Origin of the sequence: Rhizobium sp. YTUHZ044 (genome assembly GCF_051123975.1) — a bacterium.
Lineage (GTDB): Bacteria > Pseudomonadota > Alphaproteobacteria > Rhizobiales > Rhizobiaceae > Rhizobium.
In genome coordinates this window covers 1,412,164-1,437,146 of record NZ_CP101426.1, presented here as the reverse complement: position 1 = coordinate 1,437,146, position 24,983 = coordinate 1,412,164, and the positions used below count along the sequence as shown (strand labels likewise).

The following is a 24,983-nucleotide window of genomic DNA, read 5'->3' as shown; positions in this document are numbered from 1 at the left end:
TCAGGACGCATGAGGCGACGGCGCACAGACGCCGGCAGTCCCCTGCCCGCTCGCGGCCATGCTCATTCTCTTTCATCCGGACTATACCGTCGGCTCCGGAATCGCACCTGCTGACCCTTCCCCGGCCAAAGCCTCGGAAGGCGCTCGCGGGCTCGGGCCGCAGCCCTTACCGCCGGTGGGGACTTTCACCAACAGCACCGTTCGTAAAACAAAGCGCTGCCTGCGGCAAGCGGCAAAACAAAAAGGGGTCCGGCGCGCCGAACCCCTCGAAATCCTGCTCAACCGTTCTCGTTTACGGCCGGCGGACGATCAAATCAGCCGTTGACGGCGTCCTTCAGGCCCTTGCCGGGCGTGAACTTCGGAACGTTGCGAGCCGGGATATCGACTTCAGCGCCGGTCGACGGGTTACGGCCCTTCGTTGCAGCGCGATGAGAAACGGTGAAGCTGCCGAAACCAGCGAGGCGGATGTCGCCCTTGTTCTTGAGTTCGGCCTGGACAACGTCAAAAACCGCGTCAACAGCGGAAGCCGCGTCAGACTTCGTCAGTCCTGCCTTTTCGGCGACTGCGGACACGAGTTCATTCTTGTTCATGTTTCCACCCCTTTCTAAATGGTATGAAACGACTCAAATCTAAGCTAGGCGCAGATTAGGTTTCATCAGGCCCGCCGGGAACCCAAAAGCCCTGCAAATCAAGGAAAAGCAAGCGTCTCCATGACGTTTTCACAAAAAAGGCTGGCGTTTCCGCCAGCCTTTTTGCGTCTTTTGCGCCAATAGGGCACAAATGTGGCAAATGCCACTCAATGCGCTATGGTTGCGCCAGTGTCATCGAGGCCTTCGACCGAAGTGATGACGGGCGTTTCCACCGTCCCATCCCACTCGATCGGCTCCGGCCGCCGGATCAGCGCGTGCTTGATCACCTCGCCCATCCGCGAGACCGGAATGATCTCCATGTTGTTCTTCACATTGTCCGGAATCTCCGCCAGGTCCTTGGCGTTCTCCTCCGGAATCAGCACCTTCTTGATGCCGCCGCGAAGCGCTGCTAGCAGCTTTTCCTTGAGGCCGCCGATCGGCAGCACACGGCCGCGGAGGGTGATTTCACCGGTCATGGCCACATGCTTGTTGACCGGGATGCCGGTCATGATCGAGACAATGGCGGTTGCCATGGCGACACCGGCCGACGGGCCATCCTTCGGCGTCGCCCCTTCCGGCACGTGCACGTGGATGTCGTTCTTTTCGAACATCGGCGGTTCGATGCCGAAATCGACAGCGCGCGAGCGGACATAGGAGGCCGCCGCCGAGATCGATTCCTTCATGACGTCCTTCAGATTGCCGGTAACCGTCATGCGGCCCTTGCCCGGCATCATCACACCTTCGATGGTCAGCAGCTCGCCGCCGACTTCCGTCCAGGCAAGACCGGTCACGACGCCGACCTGATCCTCGCCCTCGGCCTCACCATGGCGGAAGCGCGGGACGCCGAGATAGTCGGCGATGTTGACGGCCGTCACGTGAACGGACTTCGTCTTGCCCTTGATGATCTCGGTGACCGCCTTGCGGGCGAGCTTCATCAATTCGCGTTCGAAGCTGCGGACACCGGCTTCGCGGGTATACTGCTGGCTGATCGCCATCAGGGCATCGTCGCTGACCGAGAATTCTTCCGGCTGCAACGCATGTTCCTTGATGGCCTTCGGCAGCAGGTGCCGCTTGGCGATCTCGCGCTTTTCATCCTCGGTGTAGCCGGCGATACGGATGATTTCCATGCGGTCCATCAGCGGCGCCGGAATGTTCAGCGTATTCGCCGTCGTGATGAACATCACGTCGGAGAGGTCGTATTCGACTTCCAGGTAATGGTCCATGAAGGTCGAGTTCTGCGCCGGATCGAGCACTTCGAGCAGGGCCGAGGACGGATCGCCGCGGAAGTCCATGCCCATCTTGTCGATTTCATCGAGCAGGAAGAGCGGGTTGGACTTCTTCGCTTTCTTCATCGACTGGATGACCTTGCCGGGCATCGAGCCGATATAGGTGCGGCGGTGACCGCGGATTTCGGCTTCGTCGCGAACGCCGCCGAGCGCCATGCGGACATACTCACGGCCGGTCGCCTTGGCGATCGACTGGGCGAGCGAGGTCTTGCCGACGCCCGGAGGGCCGACCAGGCAGAGGATCGGGCCTTTGATCTTGGTGGCACGCGCCTGCACGGCCAGATATTCGACGATGCGCTCCTTGACCTTGTCGAGACCGAAGTGATCGGCTTCGAGGATCTTCTCGGCATTGTTGAGGTCGGCCTTGATCTTCGACTTCTTGCCCCACGGGATGCCGAGCAGCCAATCGAGATAATTGCGCACGACGGTGGCTTCCGCCGACATCGGGCTCATCTGGCGCAGCTTCTTCAGCTCCGCCTCGGCCTTTTCACGGGCTTCCTTGGACAGCTTGGTCTTGGCGATGCGCTCTTCCAGTTCGCTCATCTCGTCGCGGCCTTCCTCGCCGTCACCGAGCTCCTTCTGGATCGCCTTCATCTGCTCATTGAGGTAGTATTCGCGCTGGGTCTTCTCCATCTGGCGCTTGACGCGCGAGCGGATGCGCTTTTCGACCTGCAGGACCGAGATCTCGCCTTCCATGAAGCCGAGAGCCTTTTCGAGACGCTGCTTGACGCTGGTCGTCTCCAGCATCTCCTGCTTCTCGGTGATCTTGATCGACAGATGCGAGGCGACCGTATCGGCGAGCTTGGAATAGTCGTCGATCTGGCTGGCGGCGCCGACCACTTCGGGCGAAATTTTCTTGTTGAGCTTCACATAGCTTTCGAATTCGGAGACGACCGAGCGCGACAACGCTTCCAGCTCGACCGGATCGTCATGGGGCTCCTCGAGCACATGGCCGAGCGCCTCGTAGAAATCCTCGCGGCTGGTATAGGTGTCGATCTCGGCGCGAGCGCGGCCTTCGACGAGAACCTTGACGGTGCCGTCGGGCAGCTTCAGGAGCTGCAGCACGTTGGCCACCGTGCCGACATTGTGAATCGCCGAAGGGTCCGGATCATCGTCGCTGGCGTTGATCTGCGTCACCAGCATGATCTGCTTGTCCGAGCCCATGACTTCTTCGAGCGCACGGATCGATTTTTCCCGTCCGACAAACAGCGGCACGATCATATGCGGGAACACCACGATGTCGCGCAAAGGCAAAACAGGGTAGGCGGTGCTGCTCGCTACAGACGTTTTCTTCGTCATTTTTTTGTCCTTTCCATCGTCCCGTTACCGGGCTCTCTGCACGGCCGCTTGGGACCGGCCGGCTCTCACTTGGCTCTACAAGTGGAGGTTCTGACTACGCTTTTCAAGCCACGCTAACGCCCGCGTTCCCCGGACGTGACAGCTTTATTACAACGGAACGCCAACACTATGAAGCGCGTGGCTGGACCGGCGCTTACCACTTCCGACCAGGCTAAAATACAACGTCGGCAACAGGCTTACGAGATCATCGCATCATTGCCAAGCATCACCCTTGCACAACATCGGCAAAGGCATATCCAGTCCCCACTGCAAATACTAACAGCGCCTCGCATGGTTTTTCAAATAGAAAGGGGCCCGCCAATGGCAAGCCCCCAAAAGAATCGTGCGAAAGTCCAAGGTCACGCCGACGCGTTGGCCTTCTCTTCCTGGCGATCGGCATAGATGTAAAGCGGACGGGCCGAACCGCGCACCACTTCCTCGGAGATGACGACCTCGCGCACGCCTTCCAGCGTCGGCAGTTCGAACATCGTGTCGAGCAGGATCTTCTCCATGATCGAGCGAAGGCCGCGGGCACCGGTTTTGCGCACAATCGCCTTGCGGGCGATTTCGCGCAGCGCGTCCTCGTGGAAGGTCAGTTCGACGTCTTCCATCTCGAACAGGCGCTGATACTGCTTGATCAGCGCGTTCTTCGGCTCGGACAGGATCTGGATCAGCGCATCCTCGTCGAGATCCTCGAGCGTCGCCAAAACCGGCAGACGGCCGATGAATTCCGGGATGAGGCCGAACTTGACCAGATCTTCCGGCTCCAGTTCGCGCAGGACTTCGCCGACGCGGCGGTCGTCCTGGGCCTTGACGGTCGCGCCGAAGCCGATCGAGGTCTTCTCGCCACGGGCGGAGATGATCTTGTCGAGACCGGCGAAAGCGCCGCCGCAGATGAACAGGATGTTCGTCGTGTCGACCTGCAGGAATTCCTGCTGCGGGTGCTTGCGGCCGCCCTGCGGCGGGACGGAAGCGACCGTGCCTTCCATGATCTTCAGAAGCGCCTGCTGGACGCCCTCGCCCGAGACGTCGCGGGTGATCGACGGATTGTCGGACTTGCGCGAAATCTTGTCGACTTCGTCGATGTAGACGATGCCGCGCTGGGCGCGCTCGACATTGTAGTCGGCCGCCTGCAGGAGCTTCAAGATGATGTTTTCGACGTCCTCACCGACATAGCCGGCTTCCGTCAGCGTCGTCGCATCGGCCATCGTGAAGGGAACGTCGATGATGCGGGCCAGGGTCTGGGCAAGATAGGTCTTGCCGCAGCCGGTCGGTCCGACCAGCATGATATTCGACTTCGCCAGCTCGACTTCGCCGTTCTTGGAGGCGTGCGCCAGGCGCTTGTAATGGTTGTGAACGGCAACCGACAGGATCTTCTTCGCCTGGCGCTGGCCGATGACATATTCGTCGAGGACCTTGATGATGTCCTGGGGCGTCGGAACGCCGTCGCGGGACTTGACCATCGAGGACTTGTTTTCCTCGCGGATGATGTCCATGCACAATTCGACGCATTCATCGCAGATGAAGACGGTCGGTCCGGCAATCAGTTTCCGGACTTCGTGCTGGCTCTTTCCGCAGAACGAACAATAGAGGGTGTTCTTGGAGTCGCCGCCGTTGCTGCCGCTGACCTTGCTCATATCATTTTCCTTCCAGCACGCCGCATTTCAAGGCGAAATCGCGGTCCACTCTATCAGCTCCTGGCGGCACTCCGTTTCCGGAGCCTTTGCCGAGAAGGGCTTCAGGGGCTACGAACCGGTCCCAATCAACCATGTTCGGGTTCCGGCGGCAACGAATCCCCTTCGAATGCCAAATGCTATGTCATAAAAATTCAACATAGCATTAATAGTTACTATTAGCGTCTTCGCCGCCAGATGAAAGCCTTGTTCGATCACAAATGAGATAGAACTGTGGCGGCAAAAACACCATCCCAATTAATTACTAGGCCTGCTCGCCTTCCATCTCGAGGCGCGACGTCAAAACCTTGTCGATCACGCCCCAGCCCTGGGCCTCGTCCGCATCCATGAAATGGTCACGATCGAGGGTCTTTTCAACTTCCTCGTAGCTGCGGCCGGTGTGCTTGACGTAGACTTCGTTCAGGCGGCGCTTCATCTTGAGGATGTCGCGGGCGTGGCGCTCGATGTCCGAGGCCTGGCCCTGGAAGCCGCCCGAGGGCTGATGAACCATGATGCGGGAATTCGGGGTGGCGAAGCGCATGTCCTTATGGCCGGCCGCCAACAGCAGCGAACCCATGGACGCCGCCTGGCCGATGCAGAGCGTCGATACAGCAGGTTTGATGAACTGCATCGTGTCGTAGATCGCCATGCCGGCGGTGACGACGCCACCGGGAGAATTGATGTAGAGAGCGATTTCCTTCTTCGGGTTTTCGGCCTCGAGGAAGAGCAACTGGGCGCAGACGAGCGTCGCCATGTGATCCTCGACGGCGCCGGTCAGGAAGATGATGCGTTCCTTCAACAGGCGGGAATAGATGTCGTAGGAGCGTTCACCGCGGTTGGTCTGTTCCACGACCATCGGCACGAGGGCCATTGCGGTATCAACTGGGTTTCTCATGTGCGTCCTTTGTCAACGTCATGCCGGCAGGCCGGGAATCAAAGAAAATGTCTTATCCCTACATAGAGTGTCCCTGCCCTCCTCTTCAAGACACGCATTGGGATAACGTTAAGAAGGAGGGCAAGGCCGCAGGGCTTCGACGCCGGCAGCCTCTTTCTCGCAAACGCCTGTTGGCCGCGAGCCCTCGATGTCGACTCCCCGGCTTTTCTCCATGACAGGATGAAGGAAAGGTTACTCCATTCGACAGCGCTCATGCACGTTTACTCAACGGAAAGCCTATCGCCAGATACCGGCCGAAAATCATGCCGCAGTGCAGCGACATTAAGGAACTGGCGAGCTTCCTCCGCAAGGATGCGGGCCAACAGACAGGTCGACGGGCAAGGGGTTGCTGCCGTGTTCAATATCGCTACGGGTCTCGCCATCTGGTGTTCGGAGGCCATGACGCTCGCTTTGGTGCTTTTCGTCGCCTGGCGCCACAATGTCAGGAACGAAGCCTATCTCTATTGGGGCCTCGGCTTCTTTCTGACCGCCATCGGCTTTGCGATGATCTCGCTGCGCAGCGAAATCCCCAGCCTGCTTTCCATCGAGGTGGGCAATGCCATCGCGCTGCTCGGCCAGAGCGCCTGGGTGGCGGGCTTTCTGGCGCTCGACCGCAAAAAGATCGAATGGTGGGCTCTGCTGCCGCCGGCAATCTGGCTTGCCGGGGTCTTTTTGCCCTGGGTCAACACCGATTATTCCAACCGCGTCGTGCTCTATAATCTCGCTTCTGCGACGGGTGCCACGGCATTGGCCATGGCGGTCGCCGCCGGCGACATGCGCCGCGAGCGCACCCGCATCAAGCTGATGGGGGTGTTCGTTATCCAGGGCTGCCTGTGTTTCGGCTCGGCGCTGACGATGGCGGTGACGCTGCCAAGCGATATCGAGGCGACCAATCTCGGCGGTGTCTCCGCCATGGCAAGCGCCTTCCTGCTCACCATCGCCTTCGCGCTCACTTGCCGACTGGTCATGGAACGCTCCGAACGGCATCTACGCGCGATGACGCTGACCGATTCCCTGACCGGCGTGCTCAACCGTCGTGGCCTGCTCGGCTATTTCGAGTCCATCCAGGAGAGAGCCCATAGCGAGCAGCGGCAGGTCGCGGTGATCCTTTTCGACCTCGATCATTTCAAGCGCGTCAACGACCGCTTCGGCCATCAGTCCGGCGACGCCGTGCTCACCGCCTTCGCTCGCATGGCCCGGCAATATATTCCAAACAACATCTTCGGCCGCATGGGCGGCGAGGAATTCGCCGCCTTCGCGAGCGTCACAGACCAGACGGAAGCCGAGGCGATCGCCGAAGCGATCCGCACCGAATTCTGCCGCCTTCCCGTCAGCACTGGCGAAGCGATCGTTCCGGTCACGGTCAGCATTGGCGTCGCCCTCGCCTCCTCGATCGACGCCAATATCGACAAGCTGATCTCGGCCGCCGACCGAGCCCTCTATGCGGCCAAAGCCGCCGGCCGCAATTGCACGGTCACCTTCGGCGAAGAGGAAGCGGCGGCCCCGGCGCCGGCCACGCCGAGCACCACCGCCGGCGAACTCGTGCCGACGGTCGACGACCAGGTCGAGGCGCTGCGGCGCATGGGCGCCCTGTCACGGGCCAGTTAGCCGTAAGTCAAAAAAAGCAGAATCAATCCCCGGGCTTAGACACAGATCTTAAAGCCGTTGGCGCATTCAGATCGGGCGCTCCTCGTTCCGTGCCCAACACGCCTCTCCACATCTTTTCGAGGGCCGGTAAATCCGCTAAGCCTCGGTTCATGACGTTACCGCCCTTCCTTTCGATCGACCCTGCCCTCCGCCATGTCTCGCTGGACGTCCGCAATCCGGCCTTCTACGGCAACCCGAATGCCGTTTACGCCGCGCTCCACGCCCATTGTTCGACCTTCTACTGGACCGAGCAGAAACAGTGGTTCTTCACCGGCTACGACCATGTGAACGCGCTGCTGCGCGACCGCCGCTTCGGCCGGCAGATCCTGCATATCGCCAGCCGCGAGGAACTCGGCCTTGCCGAGCCGATGGCGCATCTTGAAAGTTTCGATCTCTCGGAACGTTATTCCCTGCTCGAGCTCGAACCACCCGAGCACACGCGGCTGCGCACGCTCGTCAATCGCGCCTTCGTCTCCCGCCATGTCGAGAAGATGAAGCCGGAGCTTGTCGAGCTTGCCAACCGGCTGATCGACGGCTTCGCGCAGAAGGGCGAGGTCGAGCTGCTCTCGGCCTTTGCCGACATCATCCCGGTGACGATGATCGCGCGGATGATCGGCATCCCGGAGGAGATGGGGCCGCAACTGCTCGCCTGGTCGCATGCCTATGTGCGCATGTACATGTTCGGCCGCACGCGCCGGCAAGAAGAAGAGGCCGAACGGGCCGCCAGAGAATTTTCCGACTATGTCAGAGTAGTGATCGCTGAACGCCGGGCCGAGCCGCGCGATGACCTGCTGACCCACATGATCCACACGGAGCACAAGGGTCAGCACCTCACCGAGGAGGAGCTCATTTCAACGACGATCGTGCTGCTCAATGCCGGCCATGAAGCGACCGTGCACCAGATCGGCAACTCCGTACACACCATCCTCGACAGCGGCTGCGATCCGGCAGAACTCTTCCGGGATGAAGCGGCGACGGAGCGCACCGTCGAGGAAACCCTGCGTATCTGCGCGCCCGTCCACATCTTCCAGCGCTGGGCGCTCGAGCCCGCTGAGATCGACGGCGTTTCCTTCAGGCGCGGCGACAAGGTAAGCCTCATCCTCGCCGCCGCCAATCTCGACCCGGCGAAATTCACCGACCCCCTCGCCTTCCGGCCAGACCGAAACGAGGCGCCGAACCTCTCCTTCGGCGCCGGCATCCATTTCTGCATCGGCGCACCGCTGGCTCGGCTGGAGCTCAACGTCGTCCTGCCGATCCTGTTCGAACGGCTTTCCGGCCTCAGGCTGGCGAAGACGCCCGTCGTCAAGGACGTCTATCATTTTCACGGGCTCGACCGGCTGGATCTCCGGTGGTGATCGGCACCGGTCGGCAGATCAGCGGAAGCTCTGCGCGGCGTGCTTGTGCGATCTCGCGGCATTACGCTGCCTGTTCTTGAAGCTTGCTGGATATGTCGAGCGCCGACATGGGTTTTCCGATCAAATAGCCTTGCAGTTGGTCGCAGCCGGCCTCCCGCAAGATCGCCGCCTGGCGGATATTCTCGATGCCTTCCGCGGTCACGGGAATCTGCAGAGCGGTCGCCAAAGCGATGGTCGCCTTGAGAACATCGGCGCCATTGGAGGCCTGGTCGAGAGCGGAGACCAGCGAGCGATCGATCTTCATCCGATCAAAGCCGAACTGCCGCAATGCGCCGATGCTTGCATAGCCGCAGCCGAAGTCGTCGAGCGCGAATTTGATACCGACCTGCTTGAGGTGATCTATCGACCGACGCGCCTGATCCGGATTGGTCATGAGGACGCCTTCGGTGATTTCCAATGTCAGGCGCCTGGGATCGAAATCGAGTTCCTGCAGGAGAGAGATCACCTCGGCGGCAAATTCCGGATTGCAGAGCTGGACCGGCGAAACGTTGACGGACAACGCTAAACCGGGCCAGTTCTTGGCGTGCTCGATCGATGTTTTCAGCATGTGACCGCCGAGAGCATCGATGAGGCCGCATCTTTCAGCAAGCGGAATGAAAATCTCCGGACTGATATTTCCTGTCGCAGTGCGCCAGCGGGCTAGCGCTTCAAGACCGGTGACAACGCCCGTCGTCGCCGAAACGAGAGGTTGGAAGACGGCTTCGATCGCGCCATTGCCGATGGCATTCTTCAACAGAGTTTCCAGTTCGGCGACCCTTTGGCGCTCCCGATCCAACTCGGGGTCGTATTCGATCGCCCGCCCTCTGCCATTTTCCTTGGCGCGGTAGAGCGCCATGTCAGCCCTGCGCAAAAGCTCCAGGGGCTCAATGTCTGCGTCACGCGCAGCAGCGCCGATGCTCGCGCCAACCTCGATCGTTCGTCCATCGATTTTGAAGGGTTCGGCAAACAGCGCCAGAATCGTCTCTTCTATCTCCTGACGCGCGACAGTTCCGACCTGGACCAGAGCGAACTCGTCGCCCCCCAACCGGGCCACGGCAACGACTTCGGGGTGGCAGGCGATCAGCGCGTTCGAGACGATCCTGATCAGATCATCCCCGACCGCATGCCCCCAGGCGTCATTGACCGCCTTGAAACCGTCGAGATCGACCAGGTAGAGCCGAGGCGGCGAAATCTCCGAGCCTTTCAGGTCTTCCAGCAGGGCGAGAAGCCCATGCCTGTTCAGGAGGCCGCTCAGGCTATCGTGGTTCGCTTCGAAAATCGCTGCTTGCGCCAGTTGACGAAGACGCCGCGCTTCGGCTGCGCCCACCAGCAGAACGCCGGCCAGGAACAGCACGAGAATGATGATAGCGGCCGCAACAAAAGGGTAGACCTGTCGGAACACGGCGCTTCCCGGCGCTTTGCTCGGCCAGACGAGATGGCCGATGACGCCACCCTTCATATCCGTGATCGGTGTGTTCAGCAGACTCGGCTCGGGCGCGGCGGCAAGGCGCAAGCCCTCGAGTTCGTGTTCGTTCGAAAGCGTGCTGAGAACGTCCGAGTTGAATTCCTTGTAGAAGCTCAGCACGCTGAGCTTCGTCGGAAGCTCGCCTTCCGCTTGATAAGGCTGGATCGGTTGTGACGCGATGAGCGCGATGCCGGTTTCCGTCTTGATGAAATTGACAACCGGCGCCTGTCCGAAATCGGTGGCCGTATTGATCTGCCGGTAGAAAGCTTCGCCGAAAAAGGCGCTCGGCTGGAAGGGCTTGCCTTTGGCATAGGCGGAGACGATCGACGAGCGGTCGGGACCGGTCACGATGGCGCCGTCGTAAAGCGGATAATCCTCGCTGGTTTTACCCCAGTTCTCATAAGCCCAATCCGCGGCGCCGGGAGATGCGATCGCCTTATAGGCATCATCCCATACGGCGTTGTCAGTCGTTGTCGCGCTCAGGCGGCTGACAAAGGCTGCGATCGCCGCGCGAGCGGCGCGGCTGGCTCTGGCATCATCGATTTCGTTCGCCGACCGCGTCATCGTGGCGACGACATGCGCCATGAGGCCGGTCAAGACGAGCGCGACGACGAGGAAGAAAACGGTTGTCGCAATGATGGAAGACGTTTGGGTTCGAACGTGCCTACCCGCAAGATTCGACGACATGCCAATCCCGAAAAGATGAACTGCAAGGTCATGTCTGTGGTGACGGCAGGAGACATCATGTCCGCAATGCGCTGCAGATAAGGTCTAGCATTTGACGATGTAGGTCTCGTTAATGGGAAAGATCAAATGCCCTCCATCCGTGAAAGAGAGGCGGTTATTTCGGGGGAAACGGATCATAATCGCCGCAAACCGGGACAGACCGCCATCGCCAAAGCCGGCTCGCAGCCGCTGTTCAGACCTTGATCACATAGTCCTTGCGAGTCGTTTCAACGACTTCCCAGGTTCCCTTGAAGCCGGGCCTCAAGATCATTCGGTCGCCCTCCCTCAGGTGGACCGGCTCACCGCCGTCCTCCGTGACGATCGAATGGCCTGACAGCAAGCTGAAATATTCCCACTCCTCGTAAACGATCCGCCACTTGCCGGGTGTCGCCTCCCAGATCCCGGAATAGAGGCCGCCGTCGCCCTCCTCCAGATTCCAGGTGCGAAATTGCGGATCACCGGAGATGATCCGAGCGGGCTCCGGCGCGCCGAACTCGGGTTCGACATTGTCGATGTTGAAGGTGATGAAATTCGCCGCAACCATCGTGGACCTCTCCGCTGTCAGTGTCGTTTGCGGCAAGGGTCTGCGCGCGATTGTTTGAAATTTTGCAATTTGTCTCTCGTCTCACAGGGCATTGACCGCGCTTGGAAATTCCAGGAGCCCCTTCTCCCATCACCTTGAGCGACATTTGTGAAGATGGCGGTTAGAATTGTCGGTAGTGCTTTCAGTTTGTGAGAGTTTTGCCTGCCTTGGCCGCGGCCGCATCTGACGCAATGCCAGGCTGATAAGGAGCCGCTTGAAATAGGGGCTATCTTGGCGCGGCCGAACGCAGGTCCGGTCGCCGCTCTGTCACTCCGACGGGGACGACTGTCAGAGCAGCGATACCCGCTTCATCGGCTGCAAGCAGAAGCGCCTCGCGGAATCGTTCCGGGCTAATTTTCCCGGTAATTGCATCGACACAGGCTTTTACGGCAGCGACGTATTCCTCGCCGTCATCAGAAGGCCAATCGTTGATCAGGAGATGCGCCGCATCGCCGAGCGTCCGGACGATCTTGCGTGTTGCCGGACCGCGCAAAGCAAGCGCGACCGGCGTGAATGCCGATGATGTATTCCAGCACATCGTCCCCGACCCCTCAAAGGCATGGTTACTGCAGTCCTAACCGCGCAACATACGCTTGTTTTCTGAAATTTGGAATTGAAAACTGAGCAATAAAACTGCTTCAACGTGAAGTAGCGGAGACTAAAGAAAGGGGCTCAGGGACCTCCTGTCCGGGCGTCCTGAGGCCCGGCGATATGGGTCGCGCTGATTACGAGGACAGCAATTGATACGACCGATTTGCAACCGGTCGCCACCGAAGTGCAGCCGCTCAGCGTTTGGCACGAAGCCCATGACCGCCATCATGGACCTGTCAGTGCGTGTGGGTACTGGTCACTCTGACATAATAGCCGTCGGGATCGATAAGGCGAAAGTCACGCAGTCCCCAAGGCTGCACGGCGAGGGCGGAAAGTGGCCAGCCGCTCTCGTCCGCCTTGCGATAGGCATCCTCGACATCAGCGACCTTCAGGACGATCTCGACGCCGAGGCCGACCCTGTCGCCAATTTCGCCGCGTAACGGATGATCGCTCGAAAGGACGCTTCGCGAATTGATCGCGATGGCGGCGTCGCCGTTTCTCAACATCGCATATTCCGTGCTCGAGCCCTCGACTTCAAAGCCCAGGACTCGCTGATAGAAATCAATCGATGTCCGGGGCGTTTGGACAAACAACTCCAACGTCAGGTGCAACTGCGCCTCCCTCTGCGCGAATTCTATGCTTTTACAAGAACAAGCGGACGAACCGCCGCACTGGAACGGCCAAACTTCAACTGCCTGGTCCGGATCAAACACGCTGCCGCCGCAATTCGCGAAGGACTCGTTCAATTCCCTGTTCCACCGTCAGCTTCGATGTGTCGAGAATTTCGCATCCGTATGTCGCTGCTTCGTGCCGTAGGAAGGCGGCCCAGTTCATCATATCCGGATTTGCCAACTCAGGCTGCCCTCGATCAATCGAAAGGCGCCGGGCTCGGGTGTCGTCGTCGCAATCGATCAGGAGGCAGGAATGCGAACCGATCCCGGCACGTTCGGCAGCTTCGGCCAGAAAGGAAAAACGCGACTGCCCCTCGAACAGGACGCTACGTCCTTCTGCCAGGAGCGGCGACAGTCGCGATATCCATGCGAAAGTGGCCGCTCTCTGCCATTCTTCGACGGAGCCGAATTGGTCAACCATCTCTTGCATAGGCGGAACGCCGATGCTGTCCTTGTAAAAGACTTCGATCTCCTGCCCGTGCCGGCGTCCGACAGCCTCAGCAATGGTAGTTTTCCCGGCTCCCGATGCGCCGGTGAGAATGACGAGTGGCATGAATGTTCCCGCAATGGCGGCCAGCAGAAGGCATCCGCAAGGCGGCGCTGGTTGTATTTCGACAATGATCATCTGCGAAATTACAACGTTTGCTGCGAAGGACAATCAGATCTTCGAGAGCGCCTGCTCAAGATCGGCGATGATGTCGTTAACGTCCTCGATGCCGATGGAAAGCCGCACCACGTCGGGTCCGGCGCCGGCGGCGATTTTCTGCTCGTCGCTCAGTTGCCGGTGCGTCGTCGAGGCCGGATGAATGACGAGCGAGCGGGTGTCGCCGATATTGGCCAGATGGGAGAAGAGCTCAAGTCCTTCGACCAGAGTCTTGCCAGCCTCATAACCGCCCCGGATGCCGAAGGTGAAGACGGAGCCTGCGCCCTTCGGCGAATAACGCTGCTGCAGGGCATGGTTCGGATCGTCTTCGAGGCCGGCATAATTCACCCAGGCGATCTTGCTGTGCACCTTCAGCCACCGGGCGACAGCGATGGCATTGTCGCTGTGGCGCTGCATTCTGAGCGGCAGCGTCTCGATGCCGGTCAGAATCAGGAAGGCATTGAAGGGCGAAATCGCCGGGCCGAGGTCGCGCAGGCCGAGCACGCGGGCAGCGATCGCAAAGGCGAAATTGCCGAAAGTCGCGTGCAGCACCATGCCGTTATATTCCGGTCGCGGGCTAGACAGCATCGGGTAATTGCCTGACTTCGACCAGTCGAAGGTGCCGCCGTCGACGATAAGGCCGCCCATGGAGTTGCCGTGGCCGCCGAGAAATTTCGTCAGCGAGTGCACGACGATATCGGCGCCGTGCTCGATCGGACGGATGAGATAGGGTGTTGCCATCGTGTTGTCGACGATCAGCGGCAGGCCGTGGCGATGAGCGACGTCGGCAATAGCGGCGATATCGACGAAAGTGCCGCCCGGATTGGCAAGGCTTTCGATGAAGATGCCGCGGGTCTTGTCGTCGATCTGGCTTTCGAAGCTCGCCGGATCGGCGGAATCGGCCCAGCGCACCTGCCAGCCGAAATTCTCGAAAGCATGGCCGAACTGATTGATCGAGCCGCCATAGAGCTTGCGGGCGGCGATAAAATTTTCGCCTGGGCGCATGATGGTGTGGAAGACGATCATCTGCGCCGCGTGGCCGGAGGCGACGGCAAGGGCCGCCGTACCACCCTCGAGCGCGGCGACGCGTTCCTCGAGCACGGCCTGCGTCGGGTTCATGATGCGGGTGTAAATATTACCGAAGGCCTGCAGGCCGAAGAGGGCGGCGGCATGGTCGGAATCGTTGAAGACGAAAGCGGTCGTCTGGTAGATCGGCGTCACCCGTGCGCCGGTCGCTGGGTCGGGCTGTGCGCCTGCGTGGATCGCCAAGGTGTTGAATCCAGGATCGTTCTTGGCCATGTCGCCCTCCGAATTGTTGATCACGAGGCAGGATCATAGCTTGTCGCCGACGAAAGTTAATCGCGATCCGTTTCAACCCTTGGGCGTTCGATGGAAAATCCCTCTCAGGGCAGCCCTGCTCAGGCAATGAGACGGGGATATTCGATCGCCGGGCAACGGTTCATCACCACTCTAATGCCGGCAGCCTCCGCTTTTGCCGCCGCGGCATCGTCGCGGACGCCAAGCTGAGCCCAGATGACCTTCGGTAGCGGCCTCAGCGCCAACGCCTCGTTAACGACCCCATCGAGATATTCGGCGGCGCGAAAGACGTCGACCATATCGATCGGCACCGGAACGTCGGCAAGCCGGGCATAGACGGTGCGGCCTTGGATCTGTTTGCCCGCCTGCCCCGGATTGACGGGTATGACCTCATAGCCGCGCGACAGCAGATAGCCCATGACGCCGTTGCTCGGCCGCGCCGGATTGGGCGAGGCACCGGTCAGGGCGATGGTCTTTACCGATTGCAGGATTCCGGTGAGATAATCATCCGTGTAGGCGTCATGATCCATTTCCATTTCTCCATTCCGGGAATGCCTTTGAGCCCGCCGGCATTTTTTGGCATGTCGACAAAACCGGCTGCACGTGTTTTGCGTATATAGGAGTTGAATGGCTCTGAGGATGATTCAATGAGAAATATTGCTCTTGCCCTCACGCTTGTGCTCGCCGCGTCACCCGCAGCGGCGATTTCGCGCTACAACCCGCTCACCATGAGCTGCGCCAGCGTGCGGGCGGCCATCCACAATCAGGGCGCCGTCATCTTCCGCTACCAATCTCCCCGCGGGCTACCGCTTTATGATCGCTACGTCCGCAACAGCAATTATTGTGACGCAACCGATTATGCGGAGTGGACCCATATCCCGTCAAAGGACGATCCCCGCTGCCCGGTTCTGAACTGCCAAAACATAGACAACCTTGACGGGATGCTCTTCATTCCGAATCATCAGCTCTGACGTTGCCGCCGTCACGCCTCCTCCCGGCCGCCGTTCGCCTTCTCCGCTTGCAAACAAGCTTTGAGCTCAATCGCGCGCTGCGATTTCCCCGAGATTATACAATCTGAAGCTTCTTTTTTGTATATATCAAAGTTATAGAATAATATCTGTATTTCAGCAGCATAGAAAGATCCGCTTCGGATTTCCCCCCGTATTTTTCCCCTTATGTTCTCCGTAAGAGCTATATATGTTCTCTCGTCCATTAGAAACATCTCATAGTTGAGAAGATCGCCTGGATTGAACGCATATCGCGCGCACGTAAAAATTGTCATCAGAGCCCGACATTGTCTGCATATTGAAAGGATGGTATGGGAACCGAAAACGCATCCGCGACCGCGGCAATGCATTTTCGTGCAAATATCAGTTGTCTTTCCAGAATTCTGCCCCGTCGGGGCGAGGCGCTTCGCCTTCCTCCGCAGCACCGGATTTATCCCTTGCCTCTCGACGTCATCCTGCTCGTTCTGTTCGGTGCGTTGCTGCATGCGACATGGAACGCGATCGTCAAAGCGGGAAGCGACAAATCCCTGGATGCGGCGTTGATTTCGGCCGGCGGCGCGGTGTCCGCGCTGCCGTTTCTGGCATTTCTGCCGTTGCCGCAGAGCGCAGCCTGGCCGTTCATCGGCGCCTCGGCCATCCTGCAGTTCGCCTATTTCCAGCTGGTTGCCGCCGCCTACCGAGCCGGTGATATCGGCCTCGTCTATCCGCTGATGCGTGGTTGCGCGCCGTTGCTGGTCGCCGCGACAAGCGGTGTCGTCCTGCGCGAAAATCTTTCCGGCGCCGCTCTTGCCGGCACCATGACGATTTCAGCCGGCGTCCTGACGCTCGCCCTGGAGGCTCGGCGCAGCAGCGGCCACGCGGTCGCCTTCTCCATTGCCAATGCTTTCGTCATCGCCAGCTACACTTATGTTGACGGCATCGGCGCTCGTCTTTCAGGCAATGCGGTTTCCTATACGTTGTGGATGTCGCTGCTGCCGCCGATACTGCTACTTGCCTGGGCGGCGTCGCAGCGCGGCAGCTTGACGGTGCTGCGTCACGTTCGCCGCAACTGGTGGCGCGGCCTGATCGGCGGCGCGGGATCAATTGCATCCTATGGACTGGCACTTTGGGCGATGACGAAGGCGCCGGTGGCGACCGTTGCTGCACTGCGGGAAACTTCGATCCTCTTTGCCCTGGTGCTCTCGGTTGTCGTATTCAAGGAAAAAGCCGGCATCTGGCGTTACGTCGCTGGCGTCGTCATCGCGATCGGCGTGCTGGTTCTGAAACTCGCCTGATCATTCGCCCTTCCATTCCGGCTTGCGCTTGCCGAGAAAGGCGCCGATCCCTTCCTGCGCGTCCTGCGTCAGCATGTTGTCCACCATCACCTTGGCGGCATAATCATAGGCCGCCTCCACTGGTAGTTCGAGCTGCCCATAAAACGCTTCCTTGCCAATTTTCAGGATCAGTGGCGATTTGCCGGCAATCACGGCGGCATATTTGGAAACGACCTGCGCCAGATACTGCTTCGGCACGATGCGGTTGACGAGGCCGAAATCCTTGGCGGTCGAGGCGTCGATCGTCTCACCGGTCAAGAGCATCTCCATAGCCTGCTTACGGTGCGCGGCACGGGAAACGGCCACCATTGGCGTCGAACAGAACAGGCCGATATTGACACCCGGCGTGCAGAACGTCGAAGTGTCGGTGCAGATCGCCAGATCGCACGAGGCGACGAGCTGACAGCCCGCAGCCGTTGCAAGCCCATCGACCTCGGCGATAACAGGTTTTGGCAGATGCGCGATCTTCAGCATCAAATCGGCGCAGAGCCGGAAGCTTTTCTCGAAAAAAGCGGCGCCCTGATCTTCGTCAACGCGATGGGCCGTGAGTTCCTTGAGGTCATGGCCGGCGGAAAAGACGACGCCGGTGGAGGCGATGACGATGACGCGCACATCCAAATCGGCCTGCGCCTTTTCGAGCTCAGCCATCAGCGCTTCGAGAAGCGCGATCGAAAGCACATTGGCCGGCGGGTCGTTAAGCACGAGCCGCAGCACGCCGTCGCGCAACGAGCGGAGCAACAATCCATCCGTCCTGTCCGCTTCCTTTCGGAAGGATACGATTTCGGCCATGATGCTGCTCCCTGCACTCGATTTTCACACATTCGTTCTGCCACAAGGCGCCGCCAATTTCGAGCAGGATCCGCCGTCGCGGTCAAAACCAGAACCATGATTTCGATCTCTCCGCCCTCGCCTGCGCAGGGGTCAGACCGATATCGCGTAGCTCGTCATCGGTGAGTTCCGACAGCTTGCGGCGGCTGCGGCGCTTTTCGAGCCGACACTCGACGGCTACCAGCAGCCGCCTGCTCCAACGCGCCGTCTCACGATGTTTCAGCCGAAGGGCGCTCAGCGGTATCTCCAAGCTTTCGTCGAATTCTATAGTCATCTCTTCATCCTTTCCTGATGGACGAAAGATGCGATGGAAGGTGCCGCGAAAGAAGCTTATGGATATTATTATATGCATAAGGATTTCTTTGGAATGGCTCTCAATCTCGACCAACTCGCAACCTTCATCAATGTCGCCGACCTCGGGAGCTTTACGGCTGCGGCCGACAAGGAAGGCGTGACGCAGCCGGCCGTCAGCCTGCAGATCAAGGGGCTCGAACAGCGGCTCGGCGTCAGGCTGATCGAGCGCGTCGGACGGCGGGCGCAACCGACGGCGGCGGGCATCGACCTGCTTTCGCATGCAAGGCGTCTGCTTCAGGAGGCAGCCGCGGCGGAAGAAGCGATGATGCCCCACAGGGATGGCGCCAGCGGCCGTGTGCGCATCGGCAGCGGCGGCACGGCATCGATCCATCTGCTTCCGCGCGCCATCTCCGCCGCCCGGAAGTCCATGCCCGGCCTCGAAATCACCGTCTCGATCGGCAATGCCGACGATATTCTGCGCGATCTGGAAGCCAACAGTCTCGACATCGCCGTCGTGGCCCTGCCGGCATCGGGACGGAACTTCGAGATCGAACCCTTTTTCGAGGAGGAATTGCTGGCTGTCGCCCCCGCGGGCAGCCCCGTGCCCAAGGGTGGACCGGACGCCGCCTTCATGCGCGACAGGACGCTGCTACTATATGAGGGCGGCAATACGAGACGGGCAATCGACGCCTGGCTGGCAGCCCCGGGCACCAGGATCCGACCGGCGATGGAGTTCGGCAGTATTGAGGCGATCAAGGAACTGGTGGCCGTGGGACTCGGCTGGTCGATCCTGCCGGGGTTGGCGGTGAAGCGCGACCGCGCCGGTCTCCTGACGGCATCGTCGCTGCGGCCGAAGCTGACACGCCGCCTTGGCATGGTTCTTCGCCGGGACAAACATCTGACACGCGGCCTTCGGGAAATGATAAAATGCCTGCGCGCTTTTGAGGATTAGCGATGGTTTTCGACCGACGGCGGGGCAAATATTCAGTTCGATTGTGGGGTATCACAACACCACACTTATAACCATTTGTTTTCATTTGTACTTTTTTCCGTCCGTCGCGAAAGCCGATATTGACCCGGTGTCACATTGCCTTTATACACCGCGCCAGAACGCAGCCTGTCCGGGCTGCTTTCTTTTTGGCAGGTTCGCGCTTGCCAATCCAAGCAACAAGAAACGCCCTTAAAGCCCTCGGGCCAAGGGTCCTAAAAGAGAGTATTCACATGGCAACCTTCTCACAGAAGCCTGCAGAGGTGGAGAAGAAGTGGGTGATCATCGACGCCGAAGGGCTGGTCGTTGGCCGTCTCGCTTCCATCATCGCTATGCGCCTGCGCGGCAAGCACAAGGCAACCTTCACACCCCACGTTGACGACGGCGACAACGTCATCGTCATCAATGCCGACAAGGTCGTTTTCACCGGCAAGAAGTATTCCGACAAGGTCTACTACTGGCACACCGGTTATGCCGGCGGCATCAAGGAACGCACCGCACGCCAGATCATCGAAGGCCGCTTCCCGGAGCGCGTCCTCGAAAAGGCCGTCGAACGCATGGTTCCGCGCGGCCCGCTCGGCCGTCGCCAGATGAAGAACCTGCGCGTCTACGCCGGCTCCAACCATCCCCATGAAGCCCAGCAGCCGGTCGCCCTCGACGTTGCCGCGCTCAACAAAAAGAACGTAAGGAGCGCCTGATCATGGCTGACCTCTCCTCCCTGAAGGATCTCGGCACGGCTTCCGAAGCTGCTGCTCCGGCCCACGTCCGCAAGGTCGATTCGCTCGGCCGCTCCTACGCCACCGGCAAGCGCAAGAACGCCGTTGCCCGCGTCTGGGTCAAGCCGGGCTCCGGCAAGATCATCGTCAACGGCAAGGAATTCGCGGAATATTTCGCCCGCCCGGTGCTGCAGATGATCCTGCGCCAGCCGATCGTCGCGGCTGCCCGTGACGGCCAGTTCGACATCGTCGCAACCGTTGCCGGCGGCGGCCTCTCCGGCCAGGCCGGCGCCGTTCGCCACGGCCTGTCCAAGGCGCTGACCTACTTCGAGCCGGGCCTTCGCTCGGTGCTGAAGAAGGGCGGCTTCCTGACCCGCGACAGCCGCGTCGTCGAACGCAAGAAGTACGGCAAGGCGAAGGCCCGCCGCTCGTTCCAGTTCTCCAAGCGCTAATCGCTTCGGACAGACGGAATTTGCGAAAGGCCGGGGAAACCCGGCCTTTTTCTTTGGGTGTTTGATGAATCCCGGGAAGCGCCTGCCGGTCGCCATTGCCGCACTCCGGTTCTGCTGGTAAAAATCCGACAAAACGCTTCGCGAACGAGCGGAGCGGCAATCAAGGTCGCATCATGGGAACAACCAAGTCCGCAGACAACTAAGCCGCAACAACTTTGCGCTGTTGTTGCGGCATCTGTCCAGCAAATCCGATACTGATGAAAGACAGATCGCCGCCGAATGAAAATCATTTGAGCGGACCTTACCCATGTCTTATCCGAAAATTCCGTCGTGGAATTACTCCGTGCCGGCAAGCTTGTTGCTGATCGCCCCTTTCGACGTCCTGGCGTCGCTTGCCATGGACATCTATCTCTCGGTCGTGCCGACGATGCCCCAGGCACTTGGCACCTCGCCTGAAGTCATCCAGTTGACCCTCAGCCTCTACATGCTTGTGCTCGGCGTCGGCCAGATTGTCTTTGGTCCGATCTCCGATATCGTCGGGCGACGGCCCGTGCTGATCGGCGGGGCGGCACTCTTTGCCCTTGCGTCCTTTCTGCTTGCCGGGGCCTCATCCGCACTTCTCTTCGTGGCCTTGCGATTGTTGCAGGCGATCGGCGCCTCGGCGGCTCTTGTCGCCACCTTCGCAACAGTGCGCGACGTCTACGCCGAACGGCCGGAAAGCAGCGTGATCTATAGCCTGCTCGGTTCGCTGCTATCGCTTGTGCCTGCGTTCGGGCCGGTCGTCGGCGCGGTGATTGCCGACCACTATGGGTGGCGAGCCATCTTTCTCGTCATCGGCCTGCTTTCGATCGTTGCCATTCTCAATGCCGGCATGCGGTGGCATGAAACCCGCCCCGCTGCGGCGACGACAACCATCGCCATACGCCCGATCCTCGCGAGCCTGCCCTTCTGGATCTACACGACCGGTTTCAGCGCGGCGATGGGAGCCTTCTTCGTCTTCTTCTCGACCGCACCCCGTATCCTGATCGATCGGGCCGGCTTTTCCGGCATCACCTTCAGCTTCATCTTTGCCTCGGTGGCCTTGGTGATGATCGTGACGGCGCGTTTTGCCAAGCGCTTCGTCACACGCTGGGGCATCACAGGCAGCCTCGCAAGAGGCATGACGTTGCTGCTTGTCGGCGCGGTAACGCTTGCTATGGGAGAGATGTTTCTGCAGGCACCCCTTATCGGCCTCATCCTGCCGATGTGGATCATCGCGATCGGCATTGTCTTTGCGACAGCCGTCACGGCAAATGGTGCGCTTGCGGCTTTCGGCGATACCGCGGGAACAGCCGTGGCGCTCTACTTCTGTGTCGAAAGCCTGCTGGTCGCTGTTGCAGGCACATTGTTCGTGGTTCTGCTCGACGGGAACACAGCCTGGCCACTCGCTGCCTATACCGGCGCGGCAGCGCTGATAACGTTGGCCGGATTGCGTCAGCTAGCGCGGAAGGCCGCCTGAGGAATTTGCCACGGAATGGCGGCAGCTTAAAACGCAGAGCGGCCGTCAAGCGAGGCATCGCTTGAAATCTCGGCGCACCTCGCCTACCCCTTACCTACCCCGAACCGAACATCAGTTCCTTTCGGGGCAGGATCAGGCGGTTTGGTCGTGACGGTGGCCAGGCAATATAAGGTCGACATCGAACGCGACTACGTTGGCGCCCACAGAGAAGGAGCCCCCCCTTGGCGAACAAGACCATTGATCACGCCTTCACGGCGACCAGCCTCACCTCCGCCGCCAGCGACCCGACCTTTGCCGGCGCGCTGTCCTTCATGCGCCGCCGCTTCACCAAGGAGCTTGCCGGCGTCGATGTCGCCGTCTGGGGCATCCCCTTCGATGCCGCCACATCGAACAGGCCGGGCACGCGCTTCGGCCCGCAGGCGATCCGGCGTGCCTCGGCGATATTCGACAATGATGCGCAATATCCCTTCAACCGCGACCTGTTTGCCGACATGGCGGTGATCGACTATGGCGATTGCCTGCTCGACTACGGCAATCATCAGGACACACCTGGTGCCATCGAACGCCAGGCCAACGCGATCCTCGACAGCGGCGCCTTTCTGCTGACGCTCGGCGGCGATCACTACGTCACATGGCCGCTGCTGAAAGCCCATGCGGCAAAACACGGGCCTCTCGCACTCGTGCAGTTCGACGCTCACCAGGATACCTGGTTCGACGAAGAGCGGCGCATCGACCACGGCTCCTTCGTGGCGCGGGCCGTGCGCGAAGGTATCATCGATCCTGACCGCTCGATCCAGATCGGCATCCGCACCCATGCGCCGGAGGATTGCGGCCTCAATATTCTCTATGGTCATCAGGTCGAAGACATGAATGCCGGCGACATCGCCTCGGCGATCATCTCTCATACGCGCGGCGCCCCTGCCTATCTCACCTTCGATATCGATTGCCTGGATCCGGCCTTTGCGCCAGGTACCGGCACGCCAGTTGCCGGCGGACCGTCGAGCGCCAAAATCCTCTCGGTGCTGCAGCGCCTGCACCAGCTCGATATCCGCGGCGCCGACGTGGTCGAAGTGTCGCCGCCCTACGACCATGCCGATATCACCGCCATTGCGGGGGCAACGGTGGCAATGTATATGCTTGGCCTTCATGCCGAGCGACGCGCCATTGCGGCCTCACAAGGCTGATTTATCATCGTTCAAATTGAATCCGGAAATCCTCAGAACCCATTGAAAGCGCAGGTCTAACATGGCACCGAAAATCTTCATCGATGGCGAACACGGCACAACGGGTCTGCAGATCCGCACGCGCATGGCCGGCCGCCGCGATGTCGAGCTTCTGTCCATTCCCGAGGCCGAGCGGCGCAACGCCGCCATGCGCGAAGACATGCTGAACGGCGCCGATATCGCCATTCTGTGCCTGCCCGACGACGCGTCGAAGGAAGCGGTCCAGATGCTGTCGGGCAACAACAACGTCCGCGTCATCGACACCTCCACGGCCTTCCGCGTCAATCCCGCCTGGGCCTACGGCTTTGCCGAAATGGACGACGCACAGGCCGACAGGATCAAGGCCGCCCGCTTCGTCTCGAACCCCGGCTGCTATCCCACAGGCGCGATCGGGCTCATCCGGCCGCTGCGCGCCGCCGGCATCCTGCCGGACGGCTATCCGGTGACGGTCAACGCGGTCTCCGGTTATACCGGCGGCGGCAAGCAGATGATCGCGCAGATGGAAAACCCGGATCATCCGGATGCGATCACCGCGCCGCATTTCCTCTACGGCCTGCCGCTCACCCACAAACACGTGCCGGAGATGACCGCACATGGCCTGCTCGACCGAGCCCCGATCTTTTCGCCGTCGGTCGGCAAGTTCGCGCAGGGCATGATCGTACAGGTGCCGCTGCATCTCGGCGATCTCGCCGAGGGCGCGACGATGGAAAGCATTCACGCGGTACTGGTTGCCCATTATGCCGGACAGGACATCGTCACGGTCGTGCCGCTCGCCGAAAGCAAGGCGCTCCCCCGCGTCAACGCCGTCGAACTGGAGGGCAAGGACACGATGAAGCTCTTCGTCTTCGGTACGCCGGGTGGTTCCCAGGTCAATCTGGTGGCGCTGCTCGACAACCTCGGCAAGGGCGCCTCGGGTGCTGCCGTGCAGAACATGGACCTGATGCTCGCCAGCTGAGGCCACGATGCTGGATAGGCTTGTCGCCGATATGCAGGCGTGGTTTGCCGCCGCCCTACCCGGTCACGGCATTTATGCGCTGATGGCGTTTGCCTTGATCGCCGGGCTAGCTCGCGGCTTTTCCGGTTTCGGCGCAGCGTTGATCTTCGTCCCGCTCGGCGGTGCCATCGTCGGGCCGAAGCTGGTCTCGCCGATCCTGCTCGTCATCGACGGCATCGCCACACTGGGGATGATCCCACCCGCCTGGCGCGACGCCAACCGGTCCGAGGTCTTCGTCATGGCGGCCGGTGCGGCACTCGGCGTCCCGGCCGGCACGGCGCTGCTGGCGCTGCTCGACCCGACGCTGCTGCGCTGGAGCATCACGATCATCGCCATCTGTCTGCTCGCGCTTCTCGTATCGGGATGGCGCTACCACGGCGCGCCGTTCGCGCCGCTCGGCAGCGGCGTCGGCCTGATTGCCGGACTTTTCAGCGGCGCCGCGCAGCTCGGCGGGCCGCCTGTCGTCGCCTATTGGCTCGGCGGCAAGACCGACTTCGCGCGTGTCAGAGCGAATGTCGTGCTGTATTTCTCGATCTCGTCGGTGTTCAGCGCCATCAGCTATTATGTCGGAGGACTGTTCGTGCCCGCCGTGTTCGCGCTCACCGTCGTCGTCCTGCCGAGTTATGCGCTGGGTCTCTATGGCGGCTCGAAACTGTTCGGGCTTGCCGAGGAACGGACCTTCCGCATCGCCTGCTACGTGCTGATCGCGGCCGCTGCCGTTATCGGCATGCCGCTGCTCGACGGCGTGCTGCGTTAGAACGAAAGGCCTCTCG

25 protein-coding genes are annotated in these 24,983 nt (G+C 60.5%); 12 read left to right on the top strand and 13 right to left on the bottom strand.

Features of this window, described 5'->3' with window-relative positions; genetic code table 11:
- Positions 1 to 58 precede the first annotated feature (58 nt).
- A complete protein-coding gene (locus NL154_RS07065; protein ID WP_434733839.1) occupies positions 59 to 325 on the top strand; it encodes a hypothetical protein in 267 nt (88 codons plus the stop codon).
- Here NL154_RS07065 and hupB read toward each other — a convergent pair.
- The 4 genes from hupB to clpP form a co-directional block, all read right to left on the bottom strand.
- Complete coding sequence (gene hupB / locus NL154_RS07060) at positions 315 to 590, bottom strand: DNA-binding protein HupB (protein ID WP_003558438.1); 276 nt, start codon at positions 588 to 590, stop codon at positions 315 to 317. The two genes, NL154_RS07065 and hupB, sit on opposite strands and share 11 nt — an antisense overlap.
- Before the next feature lie 206 nt (positions 591 to 796).
- Entirely contained in the window at positions 797 to 3,214 is a 2,418-nt protein-coding gene (lon, locus tag NL154_RS07055) for an endopeptidase La (protein ID WP_434733838.1), read from the bottom strand.
- A 398-nt stretch (positions 3,215 to 3,612) separates the two neighbouring features.
- Positions 3,613 to 4,890 (bottom strand): ATP-dependent Clp protease ATP-binding subunit ClpX, encoded by a 1,278-nt coding sequence (gene clpX / locus NL154_RS07050; protein ID WP_004680013.1) that lies wholly within the window; start codon positions 4,888 to 4,890, stop codon positions 3,613 to 3,615.
- 301 nt (positions 4,891 to 5,191) lie between these two features.
- On the bottom strand, positions 5,192 to 5,821 hold the full coding sequence (gene clpP, locus NL154_RS07045) for an ATP-dependent Clp endopeptidase proteolytic subunit ClpP (protein WP_038688182.1): 630 nt from the start codon (positions 5,819 to 5,821) through the stop codon (positions 5,192 to 5,194).
- A 219-nt stretch (positions 5,822 to 6,040) separates the two neighbouring features.
- Here clpP and NL154_RS07040 point away from each other — a divergent pair, with 219 nt between their 5' ends.
- The gene (locus NL154_RS07040; RefSeq protein ID WP_210628307.1) at positions 6,041 to 7,468 is read left to right on the top strand and encodes a GGDEF domain-containing protein; all 1,428 of its coding nucleotides are present in this window, start codon (positions 6,041 to 6,043) and stop codon (positions 7,466 to 7,468) included.
- A gap of 149 nt (positions 7,469 to 7,617) precedes the next feature.
- A complete protein-coding gene (locus tag NL154_RS07035; RefSeq protein WP_434733837.1) occupies positions 7,618 to 8,862 on the top strand; it encodes a cytochrome P450 in 1,245 nt (414 codons plus the stop codon).
- Between the two features lie 61 nt (positions 8,863 to 8,923).
- Here the strand turns inward: NL154_RS07035 and NL154_RS07030 are convergent, their stop codons facing one another.
- From NL154_RS07030 to NL154_RS07000, 7 genes are all read right to left on the bottom strand, one after another.
- The gene (locus NL154_RS07030; protein WP_221147477.1) at positions 8,924 to 11,053 is read right to left on the bottom strand and encodes a bifunctional diguanylate cyclase/phosphodiesterase; all 2,130 of its coding nucleotides are present in this window, start codon (positions 11,051 to 11,053) and stop codon (positions 8,924 to 8,926) included.
- Positions 11,054 to 11,285: 232 nt separating this feature from the next.
- Positions 11,286 to 11,636, bottom strand: a complete 351-nt coding sequence (locus tag NL154_RS07025; protein WP_210628310.1) for a cupin domain-containing protein — start codon at positions 11,634 to 11,636, stop codon at positions 11,286 to 11,288.
- 265 nt (positions 11,637 to 11,901) lie between these two features.
- Positions 11,902 to 12,213 carry a DUF982 domain-containing protein gene (locus NL154_RS07020; RefSeq protein ID WP_210628311.1) on the bottom strand — a complete coding sequence of 104 codons (312 nt, stop codon included), beginning with the start codon at positions 12,211 to 12,213 and terminating at the stop codon, positions 11,902 to 11,904.
- Between the two features lie 289 nt (positions 12,214 to 12,502).
- Positions 12,503 to 12,877 (bottom strand): VOC family protein, encoded by a 375-nt coding sequence (locus NL154_RS07015; RefSeq protein ID WP_434734155.1) that lies wholly within the window; start codon positions 12,875 to 12,877, stop codon positions 12,503 to 12,505.
- A gap of 94 nt (positions 12,878 to 12,971) precedes the next feature.
- Complete coding sequence (locus tag NL154_RS07010) at positions 12,972 to 13,490, bottom strand: AAA family ATPase (protein ID WP_210628312.1); 519 nt, start codon at positions 13,488 to 13,490, stop codon at positions 12,972 to 12,974.
- A gap of 105 nt (positions 13,491 to 13,595) precedes the next feature.
- Positions 13,596 to 14,879 carry an O-acetylhomoserine aminocarboxypropyltransferase gene (locus NL154_RS07005; protein WP_434733836.1) on the bottom strand — a complete coding sequence of 428 codons (1,284 nt, stop codon included), beginning with the start codon at positions 14,877 to 14,879 and terminating at the stop codon, positions 13,596 to 13,598.
- Positions 14,880 to 14,998: 119 nt separating this feature from the next.
- Positions 14,999 to 15,427: a CoA-binding protein gene (locus NL154_RS07000; RefSeq protein ID WP_221147478.1), complete on the bottom strand. Its 429-nt coding sequence runs from the start codon at positions 15,425 to 15,427 to the stop codon at positions 14,999 to 15,001.
- Positions 15,428 to 15,544: 117 nt separating this feature from the next.
- Here NL154_RS07000 and NL154_RS06995 point away from each other — a divergent pair, with 117 nt between their 5' ends.
- Both NL154_RS06995 and NL154_RS06990 read left to right on the top strand, forming a co-directional pair.
- Positions 15,545 to 15,868 carry a hypothetical protein gene (locus NL154_RS06995; protein WP_434733835.1) on the top strand — a complete coding sequence of 108 codons (324 nt, stop codon included), beginning with the start codon at positions 15,545 to 15,547 and terminating at the stop codon, positions 15,866 to 15,868.
- Positions 15,869 to 16,341: 473 nt separating this feature from the next.
- On the top strand, positions 16,342 to 17,178 hold the full coding sequence (locus NL154_RS06990; RefSeq protein WP_210628316.1) for an EamA family transporter: 837 nt from the start codon (positions 16,342 to 16,344) through the stop codon (positions 17,176 to 17,178).
- On the opposite strand, the gene NL154_RS06985 is transcribed toward NL154_RS06990, so the two are convergent.
- Both NL154_RS06985 and NL154_RS06980 read right to left on the bottom strand, forming a co-directional pair.
- Entirely contained in the window at positions 17,179 to 18,006 is an 828-nt protein-coding gene (locus NL154_RS06985; protein ID WP_221147480.1) for an enoyl-CoA hydratase, read from the bottom strand. It lies immediately after the preceding gene.
- 82 nt (positions 18,007 to 18,088) lie between these two features.
- Complete coding sequence (locus tag NL154_RS06980) at positions 18,089 to 18,319, bottom strand: DUF1127 domain-containing protein (protein ID WP_210628317.1); 231 nt, start codon at positions 18,317 to 18,319, stop codon at positions 18,089 to 18,091.
- A gap of 72 nt (positions 18,320 to 18,391) precedes the next feature.
- Between NL154_RS06980 and NL154_RS06975 the strand changes: the two genes are divergently transcribed.
- The 7 genes from NL154_RS06975 (at position 18,392) to NL154_RS06945 (ending at position 24,967) form a co-directional block, all read left to right on the top strand.
- Positions 18,392 to 19,291 carry a LysR family transcriptional regulator gene (locus tag NL154_RS06975; protein WP_221147482.1) on the top strand — a complete coding sequence of 300 codons (900 nt, stop codon included), beginning with the start codon at positions 18,392 to 18,394 and terminating at the stop codon, positions 19,289 to 19,291.
- Between the two features lie 269 nt (positions 19,292 to 19,560).
- Positions 19,561 to 20,025 (top strand): 50S ribosomal protein L13, encoded by a 465-nt coding sequence (gene rplM / locus NL154_RS06970; protein WP_012483399.1) that lies wholly within the window; start codon positions 19,561 to 19,563, stop codon positions 20,023 to 20,025.
- 2 nt (positions 20,026 to 20,027) lie between these two features.
- On the top strand, positions 20,028 to 20,495 hold the full coding sequence (rpsI, locus tag NL154_RS06965; RefSeq protein ID WP_009995734.1) for a 30S ribosomal protein S9: 468 nt from the start codon (positions 20,028 to 20,030) through the stop codon (positions 20,493 to 20,495).
- Positions 20,496 to 20,802: 307 nt separating this feature from the next.
- Positions 20,803 to 21,993, top strand: coding sequence for a CmlA/FloR family chloramphenicol efflux MFS transporter (gene cml, locus NL154_RS06960; protein WP_434733834.1), 1,191 nt, complete (start codon positions 20,803 to 20,805; stop codon positions 21,991 to 21,993).
- A gap of 221 nt (positions 21,994 to 22,214) precedes the next feature.
- A complete protein-coding gene (speB, locus tag NL154_RS06955) occupies positions 22,215 to 23,177 on the top strand; it encodes an agmatinase (protein WP_210628321.1) in 963 nt (320 codons plus the stop codon).
- A gap of 61 nt (positions 23,178 to 23,238) precedes the next feature.
- Complete coding sequence (argC, locus tag NL154_RS06950) at positions 23,239 to 24,171, top strand: N-acetyl-gamma-glutamyl-phosphate reductase (protein ID WP_434733833.1); 933 nt, start codon at positions 23,239 to 23,241, stop codon at positions 24,169 to 24,171.
- Positions 24,172 to 24,178: 7 nt separating this feature from the next.
- Positions 24,179 to 24,967, top strand: coding sequence for a TSUP family transporter (locus NL154_RS06945; protein ID WP_434733832.1), 789 nt, complete (start codon positions 24,179 to 24,181; stop codon positions 24,965 to 24,967).
- Positions 24,968 to 24,983: the final 16 nt, after the last annotated feature.

Bases quoted from the DNA above. Each gene is read 5' to 3' on its own strand.
- NL154_RS07065 (WP_434733839.1), top strand. From the start codon at position 59: ATGCTCATTCTCTTTCATCCGGACTATACCGTCGGCTCCGGAATCGCA.
- hupB (WP_003558438.1), bottom strand. From the start codon at position 590: ATGAACAAGAATGAACTCGTGTCCGCAGTCGCCGAAAAGGCAGGACTG.
- lon (WP_434733838.1), bottom strand. From the start codon at position 3,214: ATGACGAAGAAAACGTCTGTAGCGAGCAGCACCGCCTACCCTGTTTTG.
- clpX (WP_004680013.1), bottom strand. From the start codon at position 4,890: ATGAGCAAGGTCAGCGGCAGCAACGGCGGCGACTCCAAGAACACCCTC.
- clpP (WP_038688182.1), bottom strand. From the start codon at position 5,821: ATGAGAAACCCAGTTGATACCGCAATGGCCCTCGTGCCGATGGTCGTG.
- NL154_RS07040 (WP_210628307.1), top strand. From the start codon at position 6,041: ATGAAGGAAAGGTTACTCCATTCGACAGCGCTCATGCACGTTTACTCA.
- NL154_RS07035 (WP_434733837.1), top strand. From the start codon at position 7,618: ATGACGTTACCGCCCTTCCTTTCGATCGACCCTGCCCTCCGCCATGTC.
- NL154_RS07030 (WP_221147477.1), bottom strand. From the start codon at position 11,053: ATGTCGTCGAATCTTGCGGGTAGGCACGTTCGAACCCAAACGTCTTCC.
- NL154_RS07025 (WP_210628310.1), bottom strand. From the start codon at position 11,636: ATGGTTGCGGCGAATTTCATCACCTTCAACATCGACAATGTCGAACCC.
- NL154_RS07020 (WP_210628311.1), bottom strand. From the start codon at position 12,213: ATGTGCTGGAATACATCATCGGCATTCACGCCGGTCGCGCTTGCTTTG.
- NL154_RS07010 (WP_210628312.1), bottom strand. From the start codon at position 13,490: ATGCCACTCGTCATTCTCACCGGCGCATCGGGAGCCGGGAAAACTACC.
- NL154_RS07005 (WP_434733836.1), bottom strand. From the start codon at position 14,879: ATGGCCAAGAACGATCCTGGATTCAACACCTTGGCGATCCACGCAGGC.
- NL154_RS07000 (WP_221147478.1), bottom strand. From the start codon at position 15,427: ATGGATCATGACGCCTACACGGATGATTATCTCACCGGAATCCTGCAA.
- NL154_RS06995 (WP_434733835.1), top strand. From the start codon at position 15,545: ATGAGAAATATTGCTCTTGCCCTCACGCTTGTGCTCGCCGCGTCACCC.
- NL154_RS06985 (WP_221147480.1), bottom strand. From the start codon at position 18,006: ATGGCCGAAATCGTATCCTTCCGAAAGGAAGCGGACAGGACGGATGGA.
- NL154_RS06980 (WP_210628317.1), bottom strand. From the start codon at position 18,319: ATGACTATAGAATTCGACGAAAGCTTGGAGATACCGCTGAGCGCCCTT.
- NL154_RS06975 (WP_221147482.1), top strand. From the start codon at position 18,392: ATGCATAAGGATTTCTTTGGAATGGCTCTCAATCTCGACCAACTCGCA.
- rplM (WP_012483399.1), top strand. From the start codon at position 19,561: ATGGCAACCTTCTCACAGAAGCCTGCAGAGGTGGAGAAGAAGTGGGTG.
- rpsI (WP_009995734.1), top strand. From the start codon at position 20,028: ATGGCTGACCTCTCCTCCCTGAAGGATCTCGGCACGGCTTCCGAAGCT.
- cml (WP_434733834.1), top strand. From the start codon at position 20,803: ATGTCTTATCCGAAAATTCCGTCGTGGAATTACTCCGTGCCGGCAAGC.
- argC (WP_434733833.1), top strand. From the start codon at position 23,239: ATGGCACCGAAAATCTTCATCGATGGCGAACACGGCACAACGGGTCTG.
- NL154_RS06945 (WP_434733832.1), top strand. From the start codon at position 24,179: ATGCTGGATAGGCTTGTCGCCGATATGCAGGCGTGGTTTGCCGCCGCC.